Raw genomic sequence first — 22,876 nt, forward strand, 5'->3', positions numbered from 1 at the left:
GTGAAACGGCTACCGCAGGGAGGACACAAGTGCCGACACCTTGTCAGCAGCCTCATGAGTGTCTTCATGCTCCCAGATGTGAAGCACGTGCCAGCCGCGGACGCTCAGTTGGTCATCCTTCTCTCTGTCCCGCTCGACGTTTCTCAGCAGCTTGATTCGCCACCACTCCGCGTTGTTCCTGGGCATCGTGGAGTGCAGAGGGCACATGTGCCAGAAGCAGCCGTCAACGAAGACGGCCAGTCGAAGTTTGGTGAAAGCAATGTCCGGACGGCCGGGCAGCTTCGGATAGTTCACCCGGAATCGCATGCCGCGACGATGAAGCTCTCGTCGAAGCTGCATCTCGGGCTTTGTGCGTGTCCGGGGCATCCGTTGCATCTGCGACGAGACGGAGTCGTTCAACGGTATCGGGCGAAGGTTCATATCGCTCATTCCCTTGTCGGAGGCGCCCATCCGTCCGGCGCCGCCCCGACCCTTCGGTGCGGAAGCCTGTGAGCACCATATGCTCCGGCATCCTCCGTCGTGGCGGATGCCGTCCGATGACGTCGTCGGCATCGAGAACCAGCGAAGTCGCACGAGTCTGGGGCTTCTCTGCCGCCGCCTCGACGGGGCAGAAGTATGATTTGCATCACTGGGTTGGCCGGTTTCCGGTGCTCCGTGGTATTCCCGTGACAATCGGATGCCGCGGTCGCCGAGTCGGAACCTTCGCCTTGGTCGGACTCCGGCAGCAGCTCATTGCGATCGTCGCCAGAGGTCATCTCGATGCCGCCGACGACGGCTACGACGTCTACCAGCAGGCGATGGCGGCATTGGGAGAGACCGTCCGCGGACGTGCCGGCGCAGGTCCGCGCACGGCTTCTCTACGACATGTTGACCGCCGGCATGGTTCTGCTGACGACTGGCTGGCTCGCGTGGTTGCTTCGTTACCGGCTGCGTTGGGTGCAGGTCGGCGTGTGGGTGGTGACTGTGGCCACGTGGGGGCGGGTTTGGGTTGCGGACTGGCCGTGGCGCCGGAGTTGCTGACCTCGGGCAGCCCGGGGAAACCCGGCGTACCTTCCCTTGAAGGAGCTGCTTGTCTCCTGGTATCCGATGGCACACAGCATGTTGGTGGCGGGTGTGCTCCTCGCCCTGACCATGGCCTCCGTGCTGCTGCTGCGTACCAAGGCTCAGGAGTTCTATCGCAAAGTCAACGGCGCCGATGTCGTGGACCGGGGCGGCTTCGCGCATGACCGGGCGGATCGGAGGGGCCGGACCGTTGAATTGCGGAGTGGACCAAGGGCGGCGGAAGGCAGTCGTGCGGAAACGTTTTCTGATATTGGCCACGGCGGCGCTGGGAGTGATTCTCGCGGTGGTCGCTGGGTGACGGTGAACCGTCGCTCGGACAGCGGCATGCCCACGGCCGCGTCGCAGCAGGGCGCGACCGTCGACTATCCGATCATCTGGCCGCAGGATCTGGTGGGCGGGAAGGCTGGAACGGGACCGGCGACCGATGATCCGGGACCGACCGCCGAGCGGTTCCTCGACGAACTCGGCGTCCCGACGTCCGACCTGGCCTTCTCGGTCGAGCAGGACAGCCGGGGCGAGGCGCGGCTGGTCAAGGTCACCAAGCGGGACGGGAGCGTGCTCGGCACGGTGAGCCTGCGCCGGGACGCCGGCGGCGGAGCGTGGGGCGTGCAGGCCATGCAGTCGCCGCGAACCACCGTGCGCCACCCCAGGCCGAACGGTGCGGCCAACCCGCCGCTGTCGGTCAACTTCCGGCCCAGCACCAACGACACAGCGCGGATACGCCTGCTGGACGCCCGCAACTCCAAGGAGCTGACCAGCTGGTCGGAGAACGTCGACCCGGACGAGTACTGGTACGCGCACGCCAACTTCACCAGGGAAGCGAACCCGTTCCCCGGATATCTGGTTCTGACCGAGCAGGACGACGACGGACATTTCACGAGTGTCGTCGTGATGCCGCTGACGATCGGGATCGGGTGACCTGAGCGGCTGCGCCCTGCATGACGGCCGCACGGCTGTAGAAATCGTTGCTGACCCGGAAACTCGGTGACAAGCCATGGGCGTGGCTTGAACTTCGCCTGACCAGCAGCGTTTCGGGCATTCTACGCAGCGTGACGGATCGCCGGGGTGGTCAGGGGCTCACGCTGGCATCGTAGATTGACCCACAGGCGATCGAATCGCGCTATGTCCCTCGCCGATCGGAGCCCCGCACCCGGTTACGGTGCGTACCGTTGAACGCCTGTCTGCTCAGGTCCGGTTTCGGCCGGCACTGCGCGGTAGCGGCCGACTTCGACGCAGAGTGATTTGATCACGTGGTGATCCGGTGGTGATCGGATGTCGGCGACCGTTTCAGCACGGGCGCGACCAAATCAGCACGATTGATTGAGCGGCGCCGGTCGAGGGGCCTAGAAATCATGCACTCGGCCGGTGCCTGCGAAGACTCGCGCCCACTCTGACCTGGCACAACGCCTTCGATGCGGTCTTGCGCGACGATGGTGACGGAGTGTACGTGTGACCACTAGGTGTCTGACTACGGATCAGAAGGTTAGGGGTTCGAGTCCCTTCGGGCGCACAAACGATCAAGGCCGTGACCTGCGGAAACAAGGGCCACGGCCTTCTTCTTTCCCATTTCGGCTCGGATTTTCCCACCAGGTGGAACCGTGGTGATCGGGTGGTGATCCTGTGTCGCGAGCGCGTTCAGTGCATAGTGGATTTACGGGTTGGCCTGGACTTCCGCCACGCGAACCCTTGGCCGGACCCGCACTTGGCCCGGTTACGGTGTGTGATGCCCGGTGGTGCCTGTCACGCTTGGCCCGGGCGGTCGGCCGATGCCGGACCCAAAGCCGGCGGCGGCTGATGCAGGCGAGGTTAGTCGCACGGTTGTCCTGCCGTGGGGTCTCCTTCTCCGGACCGTGGCGGATCGCCGCGGTCCGGAGCGGTGTCCGACGTCGGGGTGAGGGTGTCGCGCCCACCGTGGGTGTCCCGGACCCCTCGCTGTGCCGATCACAGAATTTGTGATCATGTTGCGGATCTGGCCGACGAGCGAATGTTCTCGCGCCAGATTCAGCGAATCCGGCATTGCCTGATCGACAGCTACGTCGCCGGAAATCTGGCTGTCCCGCCCACCTCCGCCGGACCGTGACCCGGCCGCGGGTCGCGGGCTGCACCAGATCGGGGCCGCCGCGGTGTGGTGTCGGGATGTGGCCGGATGGCGCCGGCGGGACCGCTGTGAGGCATGCCGCGGAGCAGGCGTTGACCGGTAGCGGCAACACGTCGGTGGTCAGAGACTGAATGCGCGAGCGGTCGGCGTTCGCGGAGCCTCATCACAGGCGGCTGCGGACCGACCGGTTTCCCCGCCGGGCGGCCCGTAGCCGCCGTAGCGGTAGCTTCGCCGGACCGCCCAGTGATGCAGGTCTGTTCCCGTCAGCGGCGGTAGGTGCGCTTAGCCGTGTACTTGACGTTGCCCGCCCGATCGTAGGCACGTACTTGGACGGTGAACTTCTTGCCGAACTTCTTGGGGTTCAGTGTGAAGCGGTAGGCGCTGGTGGTATCAGTGGCGATGACCTTGCCGTTGACCAGGAGTTGTACGCGGGCGATGCCGTGGGCGTCGCGTGCGGCGGCGTTGATTCTGATGGCCTTGCGGAGTGTGGTGTTGTTCCGTGGGGCCTTGACCATCGCGACGGCCGGCGCGGTGTTGTCGACGGTCACGGCCCGGGTGATCACGGTGGTGTTGCCGGCCTTGTCGACGACGTAGCAGGTCAGGGTCTGCCGGCCGTCCGGGTGCCAGGTGGTGTCGAAGGCGGTCCGCCAGGGAGCCTTCGCGGTGGCGCTGAGTCTGTCGCCGAGGCCGGCGGAGAAGTAGACGACGCCGGTCGCGTCCCGGTAGTTGGTGAGGCTGGCGGTGGCTGTGCCGTGCAGCAGGGACCCGGTGGCCGGGCTGACCGTGGCGGTCGGCGCGTCGTTGTCGACGATCACCGTGCGGGTGTGCTCACTGACGTTACCGATCATGTCCTCGGCGCGGATGGTCATGGTCGCCGGCCCGTTCGGGATGCCCTTGGGCCAGGTGAAGGTGACGAGTTTGCTGTCTCCGATGGTGTTGGTCGCTACCAGGGTGCCGTTCACCAGCAGTTCGACCTTGCGGATCCAGGCGCCGTCGGTCTGTTCGGTGTGGATCTGACCGCCGCCGGTGACGTGGTCGGGTGTCCAGTTGAAGCGGGGTGTGATGGTGGGGCCGGTGTGATCGGCCCAGACGGTGCTGCGGGCCGTGTAGGTGTTGCCGAAGGTGTCCCAGCCGCGGGCGGTGAGCGTCGTGCGGCCGTTGTAGGCGCTGGTGTCCCAGTCGATCACCCATGGGGCGCTGGTACGGGTTCCGATGACCTTGTCGCCGATGGACAGTTCGATGCCGGCGGTGTCGGCGTCGAGGCCCCACTTGGTGAAGTCGATGGCGACGGTGCCGGTGAAGCTCATGTCCGGGTTCTGTTTGATGCTGTCGGTGAAGTACCACGGGAACGTGATGAACGGCGCGTCGTTGTCCACGTGCACGGTCACGACGTCGGACGTGACGGAGTTGCCGGCGGCGTCGAAGGCGGTCAGCCGTAGCAGTACGTTGATGTCGTAGTGCTTGCGCGAGTCCCATGACAAGGTAAACGGGGCGGCCTTGGAGGTGGCGACGAGGGCGTTGTTGGCTCGCAGTTCCACGCGTGTCACGGCGACGTCGTCGGCGACGACCGGGTGGAGGGCAACGGTTCCGTTGACCAGGGTGCCGGCGGCGATGCCGATGTCCGCGATTGTAGGAGCCGTGGTGTCGCCGGCCGCGGCGGCGTGGGCAGCCGGTGCCCCGAGTCCGATGTTGATGAGGATGGCGGCCATGACCGCGCCACTGACTCGTGTCGCCAATTCTTTGTGCTGCATTGCCTGACCTTCGGTGTTCTTTGGAGGCTGGCAGCATAAGCCCAGGAGCGTCGATGGGTGCAAGCCCTGCGCCGTCTTTCGACGGTGAGCTTGATGCGGTTGACATTTCGCACGTCTATTCGCGTGGAGTTCCGTAGTGCTCGTGTCGGTCTAGTTGCTTCCTCTCCTAGGTGCGTGCTGCGTGATCCCGCCACTGCTGGGGTGATGAGCACCTTTCTCCGCTGGGTGCACTAACGTCCGTTCTGCTGCGCGAAGGCCCAACGCGGATCATCCGAGTTGTATCCGTACAAGCACTAAGGTCGCCGAACGCTGCTGTGTAGCGGATCGTTCCATTCCGTTAATGGAGAAGGTCACAACGTTGAACCCTTTCGCTGAATTCTGTGGCTGTCTGTTCTTGGTGCCCAGTTTCAGAGCGAGCGGGATCACCTAGCTGCCGCCCAGCTGATTCACAAAAGATCCACAGCCACCTAATGTTCCACCCCGTTGTTCGATGGAATGGGGGAGTTCGGTGTCTGACGCCGTTTTCCGGGCTAGGTCTGCCCAATTTCGATCGCTCCTGGCTGGCATCCTGACGCTGGCCGTAGCGGTTCCGGTGGGATTGGTTCCCCAGCGCGCGAACGCCGCGCCGCAAACCGCGATTCCGCCCGCACGAGCCGCCGCCACCGAAGGCGCGGCGCGGCAGCTCGCGGTTGCGTCGGGCGAGCGGGTCGAGGTGCTGTCGAGCAGGACCGAGTTCTCGCAGCTCTTTGCTGAGCCGACGGGGCGGTTCACCTTCGAGTCAGCGGTCGTGCAGCAGCGCGTTCGCCGTGCGAACGGCTCCTGGGCCGACATCGACAACACGCTGGGCGCCGCCTCCGACGGGACGCTGCGGCCGAGGGTCTCGGCCGCGGATGTCCGCTTCTCCGCCGGCGGCGACGGACCGCTGGTCACCATGGTCGAGAAGGGAAAGACCTTCACGGTCTCGTGGCCGTTGGGTACCTTGCCGAAGCCGACCGTGTCCGGTGACTCCGCCACCTATCCGGGAGTGTTGCCGGACGTCGATCTCGTCGTCCGGGCGACCACTGACGGCTTCTCGCACGTGCTCAAGGTCAATACCGCTGCCGCTGCTGCGAACCCGAAGCTCAGCGCGATCACGTTCGACCTCGGCGGACAGGCCCGGACCCGGCGTACCCGGGACGGCTCCCTGCAGGCGGTGTCCGGCAACGTCGTCGTCGCGTCGGCGCCGGCACCGACGATGTGGGACTCCAAGACCGCCGGAACTACGGCTCCGTCCGCTGGCGTCAAAGCACTGAACGCCACCGCTGCCGACGGCATGAGCCCGGACAAGTCCAGTGCGGCCGGGCCGTCGGACGCGGCCACGGTGGCTGAGGTGCCGTCCACGCTGAACGCGGCCGGTGACCTGGTGTTGAAGCCCGACACCAAGCTGCTGACATCGGCGACGTTCCCGCTGTTCATCGACCCGGTCTGGTCGAAGAACCAGAACAAGTGGGCGTACTCGACGAGCAACAACAGCACCAACACTGACACCAGTCGGGCGCGGGTGGGCAAGGACCCGTCCAGCGGCGTCGTGTACCGGTCGTACTTCGAGTTCCCCATCTCCACCATCGCGAACAAGTACGTGTACGAGGCGCACGTGCACACCGAGCTCGACCACTCGTGGTCGTGCAACGCGACTTCTACGCACCTGTACAGCACCAACCCGATCAGCGGTACGCCTCGGATGGCGTGGAACTCGTCGGCGTCGTGGTACGTCAAGCACCTTGCCTCGAACTCGTCGAACGCGAACGAGGGCTCCGGGTGTGCCGACTCGCCGCAACCGGACATGACCGTGAACTTCCCCAAGGACCGCGGCGCCGATCACTCGGTCAGCGACGCGTTGCAGGTGGTCGCGACGAAGGCGGCGACGAGTTTCACGGTGGCGCTCAGCGCCGGCAACGCCAGCGGCGACTACGAGACCACGCAGGATCGGTGGAAGAAGTTCTACCCCGACAAGGTGTGGCTGAGCGCGGATGTCGACGCGATCCCCGGTAAGCCGACCGACTTCTGGGTCAGCGGTGCGAAGTGCGGCACCGGCACGGCGAACATCGGTACGACCTCGTTGACGTTCAAGGCCAAGATGCTCGACGGGGATTCCGACCAGGACATCACCGCGACCTGGGAGTGGCAGCGCCTCAACGGGACCACCTGGACCACCATCACACCGGCCCCGGCGCCCAGCGTGATCCGGTCCAACAACGACGCCCAACGGTCAGGCATCACCGGTGCCGTCGACGGAGGCACCTACCGGTTCCGGGTCGTCGGCAAAGACCCTAATCCGTATTTCCAGCAGAGTCCCCCGTCCGAGTGGTGCACCTTCAAGGTGGATCTGAAGGACCCCGACGTAAAAGCTGATGTCCTCGTGGCGCCAGCCGGGCCAGGCAAGGAAGGCGAGTTCCGGATCAGGTCAGAGGCCACTGACCTAGCCAAGTTCAAGTACGGCTGGACCGAATCCGTCGTCAACGAGGTGGCGGCGACGGGCACCGAGGTGATCGAAGGCAAGACCTACAAGACCGCCCGCGTGAAGTTGTCGGCACCCAAGTACGGGCTGAACAGCTTCTGGGCGAAGGCGATCGACACGACCGGGAACGTCGGCGACGGCAGTGTTTCGTTCAGCGTCGAGAAGGCAGCGGCTGCGGTGGCGCGCTGGGGCTTGGAGGAATACCCGGGCGTGACGGCCGAGGCCGCTCTCACGGACGATCAGGCCGCCGATCCCGCGGGCGTCGGTGGCACGCTGACGGCCACTGGAGTGACGTGGGCCCCCACCGACGCCAAGCAGCACCTGGTCGGCGGAAAGAACCTTGCATTCAACGGAGCGGGCGCTCTGACGACGGCTGGGCAGGTCGTTGACACCACCAAGAGCTACGGCGTCGCTGCCTGGGTACGGCTGGACACTTTGAACGGCTTCCAGAGCTTCATCGCTCAGGACGGCAACAACACGGCCACGTTCCAAGTTCAGCTGCGAAGCGACGACCGCAACGCCGACGGGGTCGCGGACAAGTCCTTCTGTTTCCTCATGGCTAACGAAGATAAAGCCACGGCGCCCGGCACGGTCGCCTGCGGCGTCAACGTCGCCACGGCTGCCCGGTGGACTCACGTCGCTGCCAGCTTCGACGCGAGCGAGAAGAAGATGCGGATCTGGGTCGACGGCGTCCTGATGCAGGAAGTCGCCGCGCCGGTTGGCCTGCCGAGTACCGGCCCGCTGCGTTCGGGTAACCGGAAGTCATCAACGACAGCCTTCACCGACAAGCTTTACGGCAGCGTCGCCGACCTGCAGGTCTTCGACCGAGCCTTGGTCCAGGAGGACCTCACCGGTGACGCCACCGATCCGGCTGCAGCAGTCGAGGGTGAACGCGGCATGATCACGCCCATTGAGGTTGCCCGCTGGGACTTCAACGCCGCCGTGTCCTGCTACGACCCGGCCACCGAGCTGACCTGTGAAGCGCCGGACGGCACGCAGTTCGGCCGTCGGCTGCAACTGACCCAGGGCGTCATGATCGAAGAGGGCACGGGTGGCCAGTACGGCATGTTCGACAACACCCACCCCGACGACCCCACCCTGGTCACCCGCGAGTACGGGCAGTCGCAACGCAACACCAGCGGCGACCCCGCCCTGCCGCAGTGGGCTGACGGGCCGGTCCTTTACACCAACCAGTCCTTCACCGCCACCGTGCGCGTCAAAATCGCCTCCGTCGACACGACGATGACCGCGATCGCACCGAAGGGCACCAAGCAGTCGGCCTTCTACCTCGGCACCCGCAGGTCCACGGTGAACGGGGTGACCGCCCAGCGGTACGAGATCATGGTGCCGAACCTCGACGCCGACGTCGGCGAAACCTACGCCCACATCATCGCCGACGAGGCCCTGGTCCTGGACGAAACGACCTCGTGGCACGAGCTGACCATCGTCTACAACGCCGGAGCCAAGACGCTCGAGCTCTACGTCAACGGCAAACGCAAGAAGACAGCCGCGCAGCCAGCAGCGTGGAACGCCGCCGGGCCCGTCATCGTCGGGAACTCGTGGTACACGTCCGACAACGCGGCCGGCCGCTACGTCGACGCCTGGTTCGGCGGTCTCGACGACGTCCGCATCTACCAGGGCGCCATGAACGAGGCCCAGGTCGCTCAGCTCGCCGCGCAGGCAGGAGCCTGACCCATGTCTTCCAGGAGATCATTCGTGAGCCGCATCGGCGGTAAACCATTCATCATTGGCCGCCTGTCACGGGCTGCCCGGCTACGCCTGTCGGTAGCAGCCGCCGCGACGGCCACCCTCGTCGCGTCCCCGCTGGCCGTACCACCCGCACTCGCCGCGCCCATCACACCTAAACCCCTCAAGGCACAGGTCGAGAAGCTCGACGACGACGGCGGTGCCGTTGCCGGTAAGGGTTGGAAGAAGGCCCCCCAACCGAAGCCTGCTGTCCTGCCCGATCCCGTCTGGCCCGCCGCAGGAACACCGATCCGTGCGACGGCCAAGCCGGCGAAACGCGCTGCCGCAACCGCATCGAGCGCGGCGGCGGATCCTGCCGTGACCACCGCTGTCGTCGACCGGGCCAGTGTCCCGGCCCGGTGGCAGGCTGGCATGGTTATTAAGGTCTCGGCCCGCGACGCGAGTGCCGCGTCGCTGGCCGTCGACTATTCCAAGTTCCAGCACGCCTACGGTGGTGACTGGGCGTCACGGCTGCGGCTGTGGCGCCTGCCCGACTGTGCCCTCACCACACCGGACAAAGCCAGCTGCGCACCGACGCCGTTGGACTCCAGCAACAACACCAACACCGCGACCGTCACCGCCGACGTGCCTGTCGCCACGACTACGGCCGCTACCACCGGGTCAGCAGCACCCGCGAGCACGATGATGGTGGCGCTGGCGGCCGCGCCGTCCGGCTCCTCGGGTGACTTCTCCGCCTCCCCGCTGGCGGCCTCGGCCACCTGGTCTGCCGGCGGTTCCACCGGTGACTTCACCTGGTCCTACCCGATGCGTACGCCCAACGGCATCGCCGGCCCACAACCGGGTATGTCGCTGTCGTACTCGTCGTCGAGCGTCGACGGCCGATCCGCGGCGACCAACAACCAGCCGTCCTGGATCGGCGAGGGCTTCGACTTCTCGCCCGGCTTCGTTGAGCGCCGTTACGTCTCCTGCGACGACGACAAAGCCGGCTCGCCGAACAACCCGACCCAGTCCTTCGACCAGTGCTGGCGCTCCAACAACGCCACCATGTCACTGGGCGGCAGCTCCACCGAACTCGTCTACGAAACCGGTAAGGGCTGGCACGGACGCTCGGAGAACGGCTCGAAGATCGAGCTGCTGACCGGCGCCACCAACGGCGACAACGACGGCGAGCACTGGAAGGTCACCACGACCGACGGCGTCCAGTACTTCTTCGGCCTCAACAAGCCCGCCGGGCAGACCGCCGAGACCGGCTCCACCTGGACCACCCGCGTATACGGCAACCACGCTGGTGAGCCCTGCAAGGCCGCCACGTTCGCCGCATCCGCCTGTACCCAGGCGTGGCGCTGGAACCTTGACTACGCCATCGACACCCACGGCAACACCATCTCGTACTGGTACACCAAGGAAACCAACCGGTACGCCGCCGAACTGACCTCGACCAAACTGGTGGAGTACGTGCGTGGCGGCAGCCTGGCCCGCATCGACTACGGCACCTGGGACCGCGGCAGCACCGACCGGTCCGTGACCCCACTCGCGCAGGTCAACTTCACCACCGCCGACCGGTGCTCTTCCAACTGCACCGTCCACGACGCGCAGCACTGGCCCGACACCCCCTGGGACCAGGAATGCAAGACCACCGCCACCAGCTGCACCGACTACTCGCCGACGTTCTGGTCCACCAAACGCCTGAGCAAGATCGCCACCCGGGTTTGGGACACCACCAAGACCACCCCGGCCTGGCAGGACGTCGACCAGTGGGTGCTGACCCACAGCTTCCCTAACACCGGAGACGGCACCCACGCCGGCCTGTGGCTCTCCTCGATCGCCCACACCGGCCTGGTCGGCGGCACCGCCGCCATGCCGCCGGTCACCTTCGACCCCGTCTCGAAGCCCAACCGGGTGCTCACCGGCACTAACAACACCGAGAACTGGCAGCGCATCGCCAACATCGACACCGAAACCGGTGCGCGGATCGCGGTCACCTACTCGTTGCCCGAGTGCACCCAGACCAACCTGCCGACAGCCCCGCACAACAACACCAAACGCTGCTACCCGGTCATCGGGCCAGACCCGTACTCGACCTCCGGCGGCGACCTCACCGAGTGGTGGCACAAGTACGTCGTCACCGCGGTCTCCGAACTCGACGTGCCGCTCGCCGACGGCCACCAAGCCCCGGCCAAGACCACCTTCTACACCTACGAAGGCACCCCGGCCTGGCACTACGCCGACGACGACGGCCTTTCCAAGGCCAAGTACAAGACCTGGGACCAGTTCCGCGGATACGCCAGCGTGCTCACCAAGGTCGGCGAGGTCAACCCGACACTGACCCGCACCACCTTCTTCCGCGGCATGCACAACGACCGGACCAGCCCGTCCGGCGGCACCACCCCCGTCACCGTCCCCGCCTCACTCGGCACCGAAACCGTCAACGACCACGACCAGTACGCCGGCATGGTCCGCGAACACGTCGTCTACAACGGCGACGAGAACAAACCGGTCAGCAAGACCGTCAACGTCCCGTGGCTATCCAACCCCACCGCCTCACGCACCATCAACGGCGACACCGTCACCGCCCGGTACGTCAACACCGAGACCGTGTACTCCGGCACCGCCCTCGGCGTCAACGGCTCCCGCGGCTGGCGCGTCACCAGCACCACCACCAAATACGACCAGACCTACGGCCTGCCCACCACGGTGCAGGACAACGGCGACATCGCCGCCACCGGCGACGAGAAGTGCACCACCACCACCTACAACCGCAACACCACGAAAAACATCGTCACCCTGCCGAGCCGCATCACCACCACCGCGCTCGCCTGCGGCGTCGCCCCCACCAGCGAAGCCCAGATGGTCGACGACGCTCTGACCTTCTACGACGGCGCCACCAGCGCCACCACCGCGCCCGTACGCGGCCAGCTCAGCCGCACCGACCTCATGAAGGCCTGGACCCCGGCCGGTGGCACCACCTGGAAGACCAGCGGCGAAAGCACCTTCGACGCGTTCGGCCGCACCCTCGTCGAAACCGACGTACGCCGCAACACCGTCACCAACGCCTACACACCCGCCAACAGCCTGGTCACCCGCAAGACCCAGACCACCAACCTCGGCTGGGTCACCACCACCGACATCAACCCGGCCTGGTCGGCACCGGCCAAGATCACCGACATCAACAACCGGGTCGCCGACGTCGCCTACGACCCGCTCGGGCGCACCAGCCAAGTCTGGGACGCCGGATGGACCCGCGCCGCCAACCCGAACAACCCGCTGAAGAAGTTCACCTACGTATTCAGCCCCACCCGCAGCACCTACCCGTACATCAAGACCGAAGCCCTCAACGTCACCGGCGGCACCGACACCTCATACGTCATCTACGACGGCATGATGCGCAACCGCCAGAGCCAGAGCGCCGCGGTCGGCGGCGGCCGTGTGGTCACCGACACCCTCTACGACGAGTACGGCTTCGCCTCGATGTCGTACGCCGCGCACGCCGAACCCGACGCGCCCTCCGGAACGCTCTGGTGGGAGCCGGAGTGGTCGGTCCCGGCCCAATCGGTCACCGTCTTCGACCGCGCCGGCCGGCCCACCGACAACATCTTCCGCGCCGGCAGCGCCGACAGCGGCGGCACCAACATGGTCGAGAAGTGGCGCACCACTACCCGCTACGAAGGCGATCTCACCACCGTCGTACCACCCCAGGGCGGAACGCCGACTACCACCATCACCGACGTCCTCGGCCGTACCAAGGAACTGCGGCAGTACAACACCGCCGCGGGCATCGACGGCGGCTACCTCAAGACCAGTTACAGCTACAACGCCAAGAACCAGCTGACCACGGTCGTCGACCACGCCGGCGACCAGTGGACCTACACCTACGACCTTCTCGGCCGACAGAAGGAGACCGCCGACCCGGACAAGGGCAAGAGCTACGCCGAGTACAACGACCTCGGTGAGGTCACCCTCACCCGGGACGCCGACAACCGGGTCCTCGCCTACACCTACGACACCCTCGGCCGTCAGACCGCTGTCTACAACTCCACCGTCGCCGACGCCAACAAACGCGCCGAATGGATCTACGACAAGCTGTACACCGGTCAGACGGTCCGCGGTGCCCTGACTCAGACGATCCGGTACGACACCGCCGCCGACGGCACCCGCCAGCCCTACAAGTGGCAGGTCCGAGGTTTCAACACCCGCAACCAGGTCACCGGCGCGCACCACATCATCCCGACCGCCGAGACCGGACTCGCCGGCACCTATATCTACGCGTACGGGTTCTCCGCCTACACCGGTGAACCCACCACCCTGACCTACCCCGCCGGCGGCGGCCTCACCACCGAGACCGTCACCACCAACTACGACGCCACCAGCGGGCTCCCCAAGAGCCTCGACACCAACCTCGCCGGCGTGGGCTCCTACGTCGTCGGCCAGCAATACACCAGCTACGGCGAACCGACCGTCAACACCGTGAAGATCAGCGGCGGCACCTACGCCGAACGCGGCATCAGCTACGAACTCGACACCCGCCGCGTCAAGCAGGTCCAGGTCAAGCCCGAAACCTCCACCGGGACGGTCGCCGACCGCAGCTACACCTACGACCACAGCGGGCAAATCACCTCGATCGCGGACACCCCGCAGGTCGGCCAGGCCGACACGCAGTGCTTCACCTACGACGCCCTGCAACGGCTTACCTCAGCATGGACCCCGAAGACCGGTGTCACCTGCGCGGCCGCCCCGAGCGTGGCCGACCTCGGTGGACCGGCGCCGTACTGGACCGACTGGACCATCGACAACCTCGGCAACCGTACGAAGGAGGTATCCCACAGCGCCGCCGGTGACACCACCCGCAACTACGCGGTGCCTCCCGCCGGCCTCAACGCCGTGCGTCCACACTCCGTCACCGGTCTCACCACCATCCTGCCCAACCAGAGCAGCACCACCGTCGGCTACAGCTACGACAACTCGGGCAACATGACCACCCGGCCCGGTGACACGGCAACTCAGACCATCACCTGGGACGCCGAGGGCAAACCCATCAAGACCGTGGAAGGCAGCAAGGTCACCACCAGCCTCTACGACGCCGACGGCACCCGACTCATCCAGCGCGACAACACCGGCGCCACCCTCTACCTGCCGGGCAACGAGATCCGGCGTGTCATCTCGGGAACCGCGCCGACTGCAACGCGTTACTACAGCTTCGGCCCCGCGGGGATCATCGCCTCCCGCACCAACGCAACACAGAGCCTCACCTGGCTGTTCGGGGACCACCAGGGCAGCCAAAGCATCGCGGTCAACGCCTACACCCAGCAGGTCAGCATCCGCCGCCAGGCACCCTACGGCGGCCTCCGAGGAACCAACCCGACCTGGCCCAACAACAAGGGCTTCGTTGGCGGCGACATCGATTCGACCGGCTTGACCCACATCGGAGCGCGCGAGTATGACACCGCCCTCGGCCGGTTCATCTCCGTCGACCCGATCCAGGACCTCACCGACCCACAGCAGTGGAACGCGTACGCCTACTCCAACAACAACCCGATCTCCTTCTCCGACCCCACCGGTCTGCGATACCCCAAGGAACCCAGCGGAGGCGACGCCAACCACGACTACATGAGCGGCCCCGGCCCATCGAGCGGCGGATCGAGCGGGAACCAGAGCAGCAGCTCCAGCGGTGGATCTAGCGGCGGAAGCAGCGGAAGTACGCCAAAGCAGAAGAAGTCCGGCTGGGACCGCGTCGGTGACTGGTTCAGCGAGAACAAGACCATGCTCGCTGGAGCAGGCGTCGGTGTCGTGACCTTCATCGGCTGCACCGCCGTCACCGGCGGAGCCGGAGCCCTGGGATGCGCCGGCGTGGCAGGCGCCGCCGCATCCGTCACCACCGACTACCTCGACGGCAGGATCGACAGCGCCTCCGACCTTGTCGTCTCGGCCGCCGAGGGCGCACTAGACGGCCTTCTGGCGGTTCCGCTCGCCGCCGTCGATCTCGCCAAACAGTCAGTTGCGATATACGACAACGCCAAGGAAGGCGACTGGCTGGCAGTCGGCGGACACGGCGCAGCCGCCGTCCTGGATGTAGTGACCGTCGTAACTGGTGTCAAGACCATTCGCGGCAAAAAGATGAACTGCCACAGTTTCGCTGCCGCGACTCCGGTCCTGCTCGCAGACGGAACGACCAAACCGATCAGCGAGGTCAAGATCGGTGACGAGGTCCTTGCAACTGATCCTGAAACGGGTCTGACCACCAGCGAAACCGTAGAGACGCTGTTTGACAACGTCGACGAGGAATTCTCGGACATCACCGTTGGCTTGAGTGACGGCACCATGGCAGTCCTCCAGGCCACGTCCAACCATCCGTTCTGGAACCGGACCAACAAGGAATGGACCGAAGCAGGCGACCTGGCGTACGGAGACGAGCTTCATTCTCTCGGAGAGGGAACTGACGCCACCGTTGCGGGGGTGCGTACGTACAGCGGTTCGCGTCACATGTACGACCTCACGGTTTCTGAGGTTCACACCTACTATGTGCTCGCGGGAACAACTCCGGTTCTAGTTCACAACTGCGATACCTCCCCCGACCTCGCCAACTACGCCGATAGCCTGCGTCCCGGGTTTAAGAAGGGTAAGGGCCCCTTTTTTGCAGCGAAGTACACGTCCGCATCCGGTGAGACGTACTACGGCCACTCAGGCCACGATCTAGTGCCGGCTCCTGGTGGAGTGGTGGACTCGCTTGTTCGGCGGTTCACGCCGGAAGACGGCCGCTACCATAAGGGCTGTGCCGAGACAATGTGCCTCATCAAAGCCGAGGCGAAGGAGGGTGCAGCCGGAGTTCGAGGGGGAACGTTCGAGGTGGTCATGGTAAGAGGATTGAATTCTCCGCCCGGTGGTGCGCATGGTAAACCCGCCAGTCCTTGTGAATTGGTCTGCCAGCCTCGGCTTGAAAATCAGGGAATCGGCTTCGTTGCGGGCTTGGGGTGATTAGGTGGTTAGGGAGCACCTCCGGATCAACCGATTCGGTTTCGCCGAATATGAAGACATGGTCGAAATCTCTCGTGGATTGGATGTTTCTGAACTGGTACGCGTTCTAGATTCGATCGTGGAACTGGTCCTTTCGGAGGAGACTGGTCTGCTTGACTCTTTAACGGGTCGGACTCAAGCTGACTTCGTCGTCCCACTGGGGATGTGTGCCGAGATGTTGTCGAGCGGCGAGTATTCTGCGATTGAGTTGGTCTCCGCAGCCTGTACAGTGAGGTACTGTGCCGAGCCGCACATGACGGAGTTCCCGGATGACCTTGCGCAAATGCTGAGGCAATTGCCTCGCTGACGTTGGTTGATTGGACCTGAGGGTGGGGCCGCAGAAACGCAGGCCTCACCCTCAGAGGGCGGTTACGGACCTAATCTCCGTACCGCCCTCTGACATCGCCGATGTTCTCAAAGTGGTCGAGCGCATGAGCTTGATGTAGCAAGACCTCCTGCATGCGATTGAGCCCGATTGGGGCTGCCTGGCGGGCTTTCACCGCCGATGATCAGCCAGGTGATTTCGCGCGGTTGATCGCTCGCTCCCACTCGCCGATGAGGGTTTCCGCAATGCCGGAGTCCATGCGGCCAGCTTCCACCATGCCAATGAACTCGTTGGCGTACTCAAATTGAAACGAGGCGCCCCAATCGTCCGAGAGGCGACAGATCTCGCCGACCAGCTCCTTGACCTCTTCCAGGTGGGCACTGTCCACCTGGGGGTCGATCTCATCGCCCCATGGCGGTAGAGCCGTGTAGAGCTGCAGTCCGAATCCCACCCAGCGTGCGCCAGAGTCGTCTGATTGATCGAGGAATTGGGGCGGGCTGATTACCCAGGTCCGTCGGCCGGCAAGCCGCTGAGCTGACGCAACCATCGCATCGACGGTCGATGCGGTGGGGTCTCCCTCCAGCGCGACAACAAGCCGGTCGACAGGATGGTCTTCGCGCACAGGATCCCTCCATCTGGCCGGGCGGCTGAAATCAAGCGCTTGGCCAGCGCCTGTGGAACGGCAATCCAGCTTCGTGCGCCGAGCCGCCGTAGCGGGTGTGTCGCATGATCTCATAGAGTTAGGCGGCGACTGCCTGGCCGATATTCTCTGCTGCCCGAGGTGTGCTGATCTGCCGCGATCCGGCGCGGGGCTCTGCGTTCAGCCCGTGGTCGCGGGCGCCAGGTCGATGACATAGAGCAGCAAGTCGCCGCGTTCGTCGGTCTCGACGTGGTCAAGGCCCATACCGGCAGACTCGGCAACCCGCAGGGAAGCGGCGTTGCGCGGACGGATGCTGGCCCACACTCGCCGTAGGCCCGCGGCGCGACAGTGCCGCAAGACGGCCGCGACGGCCTCCGCGGCGTAGCCTAGGCCCCGGTGCTCCTCGGCAATCAGATAGCCGATCTCGGGTTCCGCGTAGCCAGTGCGGCCGGGGAACAGGCCACAGTTGCCAATAAGCTGATCGGTGTCGGTGCGTCGTAGCGCGTACCAGCACAACCCGTGATCGCGTTGTGTCGCTACACGGTTTGCGATCCACCGCGTTGTCTGCGCGAGCGCGGTGAACGGTCCCGAGCCGGTGGTGTGGGTCCGCGGATCGGCGAACAGTTCGTGCAACTCGGCCGCGTCGTCCTCGGTGAAAGTGTTCAACGCAAGCCGCTCGGTGTGCAAAGCCGGCGGCATTGAGTAGAACCGGTTCTGGGGCATCATCACCGTAATGCTGGTGGAACCGGCTGCGCCCGGCACCTTATAAACGCCAGCATAGGTCCTCTGCTCCCAGTCTTTCACGTCGCAGGCGACGTCCGGATCTGCCGCAAATAACGCTTACCCGGGCCTACTGGCCGGCCGCGTCGGAAAGCACGCCCGAAGTACGCCGGTATTGGAGCAGGCCGACTGCATGGGGCAGTCGGATCGGCGGTGTAGCGTCGCGCATCGCGATCAGCCCCGCTATCGACCCGCGGCGGATCGCAGCATCAATCACGCACTGCGTGCGGAGGTCGAGTGAGTTCCAAGTCGCCTCAGCCCTGCAAGTGCCGCAGAAGTCTTCGAGGCGTTCGCGATCACCGACCAAGCCTCGTTGGCCACACCCTGGACACCGAGAGTCGAACACGTTCCTATCGTCGGGATCTCGACGCCGCGTCAAGCAACCACATTCCGGGGGACGGCCCCGGCCAACGTGCTCTACTGCCGCTTCGTTCGAGCACCAGGCATAACTACTGGCCGGAGACGCCTTGCTGCGTGCAGACTTGCCTCGTGCCTTCGCAACTGCCCATCCGGCGGGTCCGATTCGACGTTTGCCCGTGGGGTGACAGCGCCGACCCGAGGCGTGAGCTACTTCCGTTCGTCGACGACGTCAGCCTGGTCGAGCTGGTCGCCGGCTACGAGCGTGCATCCGGCTTCGATGTTCCCGGCACGTATGCCGGGCTTGTGCTCGACCACTTCAACGTCGGCGATCTGACTGCCTACCTCATGGGGGAGCCGGAGTCGGCCTACCGGGCGAACAGAGGGGTGATCGCCCTGCTGGGCTGCGACTGCGGCGAGGTCGGTTGCTGGCCGCTCGAGTCCCGGGTTGTCCTCGAAAAGGACCTCGTCACGTGGCGCGGTTTCACGCAGCCTTTCCGTCCGCAACGCGACTACGGGAGCTTTGGCCCCATTACCTTCCGTAGGAATCAGTACGACCGCGCGGTTCGCGAGGCGGCTGCCGCCGTATCGGAACGTGAGGCCCACTGAATTGCCTGATCGGCCGCCCAACCAGCCTGGTCGTGAACGCATTGTCATGCCGCAGACAATGCGCGCGTGGTCTCGTCTCTGCCCGTGCCCGGCGCGCCAGGCCGGTACTGGCTGTAGTCGCCGTTGATGACGCAGCGGCTGCTCCGTGGAGGCACTGCGCTGGAGCCAGAGGTTGAACGGCAAGCTCACCGTTTGTTCGCCAGGCCTTCAGGCGCGGCTCCGGTGATGCCTCAGCCGATCATCCGGCCGAGGCGGGCAGGTCGCGGGCGTTGAACCTGCCTCCCGCGTACGCCTGCAGCACGGCAGCCACCTGGGCGGGTGCCTCGCGGAGCTCGTCGATTTGGATCACCAGGCAGCCGGGGCGGTCGTCGCCCTTGCGGCGGTAGCCGCACTTGAAGCCGAGCTCGGCGCCCGGCACGGGCCAGATGATTAGGTACGGGGCCGACGAAGGGTCGACGAAATGGGCCCGTTCAATGCTGACCTCGGCCAGCGCAGCCCACGGAACGTCCGCGTTGAGGCCGTCGCAGCGGATGGAGAGGCCGGCTTCGTCCACAACCAGCAGGAACGGGTAGCGGATGATCTGGTAGATCCGGGCGATGCCAAAGAAGGCGAGGATCGCACCCATCGCGTAGGCGATCCATGGCCCGAGGGTGAACTCGTAGCCGATGAGATTCAGCAGTGCAGGAAAGGCGAACAGCACGACGCCGAGCAGGACGAGCAGAAGCGCCGTACGGAGCATTTTGCCGGTGTTGCGATGAAATTCCACAAGGATTCCAAGAGCTCGGGGAGAAGCGGCGCTGGAACGGTAGCAGCATCGATGACCAGTGACAAGATGTCAGGGGGCCATTGACTCGCGTTTTGAGCCCACTCAACCGCTCATCGCGCGGCCAGGAGCGGTGGAAATCGCTCATCGGCATGGCGGACGGCATGCGTAATCGCCCGGTCCCGACAACAGGCGCACCGGGGCGCTCGAAGCCATAGGCCGAACGGTAGTAGTACGAGGCGACTCACAGGGCGGTCGTACGCGTGATGCACGAGCGGCATCCTGAATAGTCGGACCGGACTCGGGCCGAGTTGCGCGACTCTTACTCTCCTGCCGCCGATCGTGCGCGTCAATCCGATACCGAGGTGCCACGCGTGCGGCGGCAGAGCCTGAGATCAACTGTCGTGCACGTAGTGGTTTCGTCGACTTATGCTGTTGCGGTGGGCTCACCGGATGTTCTGACTATAAAAAGGCTGGCCAAGGGCCTGTTCGTGGAGTACCTCGGAGAGACGACTACCGAAGACATGGTGGTCGGTATCGATGACCCGCCACCCATATGCGACCGCCTCTGGCACGGGCATCCCGGCGTCATCTGGGAACCGGTGCCGCAGCATGTTCAGGTGACATGGGTGGGCTTGGAGGACACGGCCCAGAGTTTCGGAGTGAGTCACAGCTGCAATGACGCCGGGTCGTATGGGCTCGGCGTCATCACATCTGCGGAATATGAGAAGCGGCGGCTCTGCGTATTGGCAGGTCAGGCGCCTATTTGTCCTCCGGTGAGCACTTCACCGAGATGGGCGCGCAAATCGACAAGTAGCTTGGAATGACGAAACGCTTCGTCTCCCCCTCGTGCCGGTAGACGACTTCGACACCGTTTTTGCTGGACTTTCCATCGCCGACGACCTCGAACCCGATCTGGAATTCAACGGTCAGATCGTCACGATGTCCGGGGTTCTGAACCACCAGGCCACGGGGGTCCCGGCCGCCGGAGTTGTCAGGGCTCGCCGGCGGGAACCCCTGGTCCTGCTGGAACCAGCCTGACTGGTGACCCGCGGGGAGCATGTCCGGCACGACCCGGGCCAGCACTCCGACGACACGTATGGTTGCTTCGTTGTCCAGTAGTGGCGTAACGGAGACGATCTCGATAGGGCCCTCGATATCCGGCGAGATCTGCAGATAGTTGAGCCCGTCGGTGAATCGCGTTCCTACCGATTTTGATCCCGACCACCCGTACGGCAGCATTTTTGCCGTGTCCAATTCGTTACCGGGCGTGGCGTATGCGACCTTGACGGGATGAGGCTTCTGACGGTTCCCCACCACAATGGCAACCGCAACGGCGACGGCCGCAAGGAGGGCTACCGCCAGCGCGCGTTTGATTTTCAATGCCAACCTTCGCTCCCGCGTGTATCTCTGAGTCGATGCGGTAGGGTCGCCGCGATTCCCGTGAAGTCAACTTCCCTGCGCCCGCAACAGCGCCGTTGGCTGCAAGGATGATCTCCTGCAACCAATGGCGCGTGGACGTCCGACTAGGCTACGAGACCTCGAGTACCTTTTCGGTCGCAGTCGGGTTGCCGTTCTGCCCGCAGATCTTGGTCACGTCCACGGGCGTGGTGTAAAGAGTCGGCCATCGCTGACGGGCGATCGGAACAGCGTGGTAGCGGCCAACTTCGATGCAGAGTGATTTGATCACGTGGTGATCCGGTGGTGATCGGATGTCGGCGACCGTTTCAGCACGGGTGCGACTAAATCAGCACGATCGATTGAACGACGCCGGTTCGACGGGCCTAGAAATCATGCACTCGGCCGATACCTGCGGAAACTCGTACCCACTCTGACCTGGCACAACGCCTTCGATGCAGTCTCGCGCGACGGTGGTCGCGGAGTGTGCGTATGACCACTAGGCGTCTGACTACGGATCAGAAGGTTAGGGGTTCGAGTCCCTTCGGGCGCACTTCTTCGATTGAGGCCTGAGCTGCGGAAACGCGGTTCGGGCCTTTCTCGTTGTCCGGCCTTTGTGGAGGTTGGGTGGCGTGTGGGTGGCACATGGGTGTCGTCACTTTCCGTGACGAAACGGGTTGCGGTGGCTGCGGGACCTGCGGGTTCGCTTCTTGCTGGTGGGCCGTTTCTCCGAAGGTGTTTCTTTTTCGGTGCGCCCGGAGGGCCGGTTCTTCGTGGCTTTCTCCTTGATGCGTTTGCGGGTGTGCCGGGCTGCGGCCAGCACCAACGCGGCAGTCGCATCCGCGCGGCGACGCTGGGAGTCGGGCAGGACGCTGGTGTAGGTGTCGGCGGTGACCACGATGCTGGAGTGCCCGAGTAGATCTTGCAGTGTCTTCAAGTCCGCGACGGCTTCGTGGGCGAGGGAGGCGGCGCCGTGCCGGAGGTCGTGGAGCCGGACGGGTGGTAGGCCTGCGTGGTTGGTGAGTTTGCGGAATCGGGTGGTGGCGTAGTTCGGGTTGATCGGTTCGCCGTCTTTGCGGGTGAAGACGTAGCCGGAGTCGATCCACATTTGGCTGTTGCCGTGCCGCTTGTCGCGGTGGGCGAGCCCGCGGCTGCGGTGTGCCCGCAGGACCGCGACAGTGTGCTTGTCCAAGGCGACGGCTCGACGGCCGGCGGCGGTTTTGGGGTTCACCTTCGACGACGGTGTAGCTGGCCGTGGTGCGCTGGTGTTTGACGAACAGCAGCCCTCGGTCGAGGTCGACGGCCGCCCACCGTAGGCCGCAGAGAGCTCACCGCGGCGCAGGCCGCGCAGCGCGGCGAGCCACCAGAACGCGAATGGCGAGTCCTCGACGTTGGCTTCCAGAAACGTGGCGAGCTGCGCGGCGGTCCACAGCGCGACTGTCGGGTGTTCCCCGGTGAGTTCCCAGTGCTCGACGCGGCCTTCGGTCCAGACTGGTGGTGGGCCGGATACGGGTGCGGCTGTTGAGCCAGTGCCGCAGCCGTCGTTCGACGGTCCGGCCATCGCCGCAGCGGCGGGCGGCGCTGTCCGCCAGGGTTTCGTCCCGGGCGGCGCGGGCGGCGGCCTGGGACTGGAAGCCACCGCCGAGATCGCCGCGGCGTTGGTGATCGGCCAGGAGACGTACGTGTCCCGCATCCTCACCAAGTTCGGCCTGCGAGACCGGGTGCAGGCCGTGGTGTACGCGTACCGCCGCGGCCTAGGCCGTGTATCGAAGTCGGTGGTGGTGGGTGGAGAGGATCACGCGCGTCGTTGATCGATAGACAGTGAGGTCTCCGGTAGACGGTTTAGCGACCAAGCAGAACCGGAGACCACCGGAGACCTCG

Annotated in this window: 12 protein-coding genes and 1 tRNA gene; 6 read left to right on the forward strand and 7 right to left on the reverse strand. The window is 65.1% G+C overall.

Features of this window, described 5'->3' with window-relative positions; genetic code table 11:
- Positions 1–9 precede the first annotated feature (9 nt).
- Positions 10–552: a very short patch repair endonuclease gene (locus KZ829_RS40540; RefSeq protein WP_308285869.1), complete on the reverse strand. Its 543-nt coding sequence runs from the start codon at positions 550–552 to the stop codon at positions 10–12.
- Positions 553–1,356: 804 nt separating this feature from the next.
- Here KZ829_RS40540 and KZ829_RS40545 point away from each other — a divergent pair.
- Together KZ829_RS40545 and KZ829_RS40550 are read left to right on the forward strand one after the other, a co-directional pair.
- Complete coding sequence (locus KZ829_RS40545; protein WP_220149146.1) at positions 1,357–1,980, forward strand: hypothetical protein; 624 nt, start codon at positions 1,357–1,359, stop codon at positions 1,978–1,980.
- 496 nt (positions 1,981–2,476) lie between these two features.
- Positions 2,477–2,572, forward strand: a tRNA-Ser gene (locus KZ829_RS40550).
- An 851-nt stretch (positions 2,573–3,423) separates the two neighbouring features.
- Here KZ829_RS40550 and KZ829_RS40555 read toward each other — a convergent pair.
- The gene (locus tag KZ829_RS40555; RefSeq protein ID WP_220149147.1) at positions 3,424–4,869 is read right to left on the reverse strand and encodes an Ig-like domain-containing protein; all 1,446 of its coding nucleotides are present in this window, start codon (positions 4,867–4,869) and stop codon (positions 3,424–3,426) included.
- A gap of 634 nt (positions 4,870–5,503) precedes the next feature.
- On the opposite strand from KZ829_RS40555, the gene KZ829_RS40560 reads away from it, so the two are divergent.
- Both KZ829_RS40560 and KZ829_RS44745 read left to right on the forward strand, forming a co-directional pair.
- Positions 5,504–9,100 (forward strand): LamG domain-containing protein, encoded by a 3,597-nt coding sequence (locus KZ829_RS40560; RefSeq protein ID WP_220149148.1) that lies wholly within the window; start codon positions 5,504–5,506, stop codon positions 9,098–9,100.
- Between the two features lie 372 nt (positions 9,101–9,472).
- Positions 9,473–16,084 (forward strand): RHS repeat-associated core domain-containing protein, encoded by a 6,612-nt coding sequence (locus tag KZ829_RS44745; protein ID WP_220149149.1) that lies wholly within the window; start codon positions 9,473–9,475, stop codon positions 16,082–16,084.
- A gap of 548 nt (positions 16,085–16,632) precedes the next feature.
- On the opposite strand, the gene KZ829_RS40570 is transcribed toward KZ829_RS44745, so the two are convergent.
- Both KZ829_RS40570 and KZ829_RS40575 read right to left on the reverse strand, forming a co-directional pair.
- Positions 16,633–17,070: a hypothetical protein gene (locus tag KZ829_RS40570; protein ID WP_220149150.1), complete on the reverse strand. Its 438-nt coding sequence runs from the start codon at positions 17,068–17,070 to the stop codon at positions 16,633–16,635.
- A gap of 198 nt (positions 17,071–17,268) precedes the next feature.
- Complete coding sequence (locus KZ829_RS40575; protein ID WP_220149151.1) at positions 17,269–17,892, reverse strand: GNAT family N-acetyltransferase; 624 nt, start codon at positions 17,890–17,892, stop codon at positions 17,269–17,271.
- Between the two features lie 465 nt (positions 17,893–18,357).
- Here KZ829_RS40575 and KZ829_RS40580 point away from each other — a divergent pair, with 465 nt between their 5' ends.
- Positions 18,358–18,834 (forward strand): hypothetical protein, encoded by a 477-nt coding sequence (locus tag KZ829_RS40580; RefSeq protein ID WP_308285868.1) that lies wholly within the window; start codon positions 18,358–18,360, stop codon positions 18,832–18,834.
- 238 nt (positions 18,835–19,072) lie between these two features.
- Here KZ829_RS40580 and KZ829_RS40585 read toward each other — a convergent pair whose 3' ends face one another.
- The 3 genes from KZ829_RS40585 to KZ829_RS40595 form a co-directional block, all read right to left on the reverse strand.
- A complete protein-coding gene (locus KZ829_RS40585) occupies positions 19,073–19,600 on the reverse strand; it encodes a hypothetical protein (RefSeq protein WP_220149152.1) in 528 nt (175 codons plus the stop codon).
- A 759-nt stretch (positions 19,601–20,359) separates the two neighbouring features.
- Positions 20,360–20,986, reverse strand: a complete 627-nt coding sequence (locus tag KZ829_RS40590) for a hypothetical protein (RefSeq protein WP_188120327.1) — start codon at positions 20,984–20,986, stop codon at positions 20,360–20,362.
- Positions 20,987–21,650: 664 nt separating this feature from the next.
- Positions 21,651–22,556 carry a site-specific integrase gene (locus KZ829_RS40595; RefSeq protein ID WP_246637077.1) on the reverse strand — a complete coding sequence of 302 codons (906 nt, stop codon included), beginning with the start codon at positions 22,554–22,556 and terminating at the stop codon, positions 21,651–21,653.
- Here KZ829_RS40595 and KZ829_RS43695 point away from each other — a divergent pair.
- On the forward strand, positions 22,525–22,806 hold the full coding sequence (locus KZ829_RS43695) for a response regulator transcription factor (RefSeq protein WP_246637090.1): 282 nt from the start codon (positions 22,525–22,527) through the stop codon (positions 22,804–22,806). The two genes, KZ829_RS40595 and KZ829_RS43695, sit on opposite strands and share 32 nt — an antisense overlap.
- Positions 22,807–22,876: the final 70 nt, after the last annotated feature.

The sequence above is a fragment of the Actinoplanes hulinensis genome, assembly GCF_019429605.1.
In the GTDB taxonomy this organism is placed as follows: domain Bacteria; phylum Actinomycetota; class Actinomycetes; order Mycobacteriales; family Micromonosporaceae; genus Actinoplanes; species Actinoplanes campanulatus.

Coding starts and splice junctions, on each gene's coding strand:
- KZ829_RS40540 (WP_308285869.1), bottom strand. CDS start 552: ATGCCGACGACGTCATCGGACGGCATCCGCCACGACGGAGGATGCCGG.
- KZ829_RS40555 (WP_220149147.1), bottom strand. CDS start 4,869: ATGGCCGCCATCCTCATCAACATCGGACTCGGGGCACCGGCTGCCCAC.
- KZ829_RS40595 (WP_246637077.1), bottom strand. CDS start 22,556: ATGGCCGGACCGTCGAACGACGGCTGCGGCACTGGCTCAACAGCCGCA.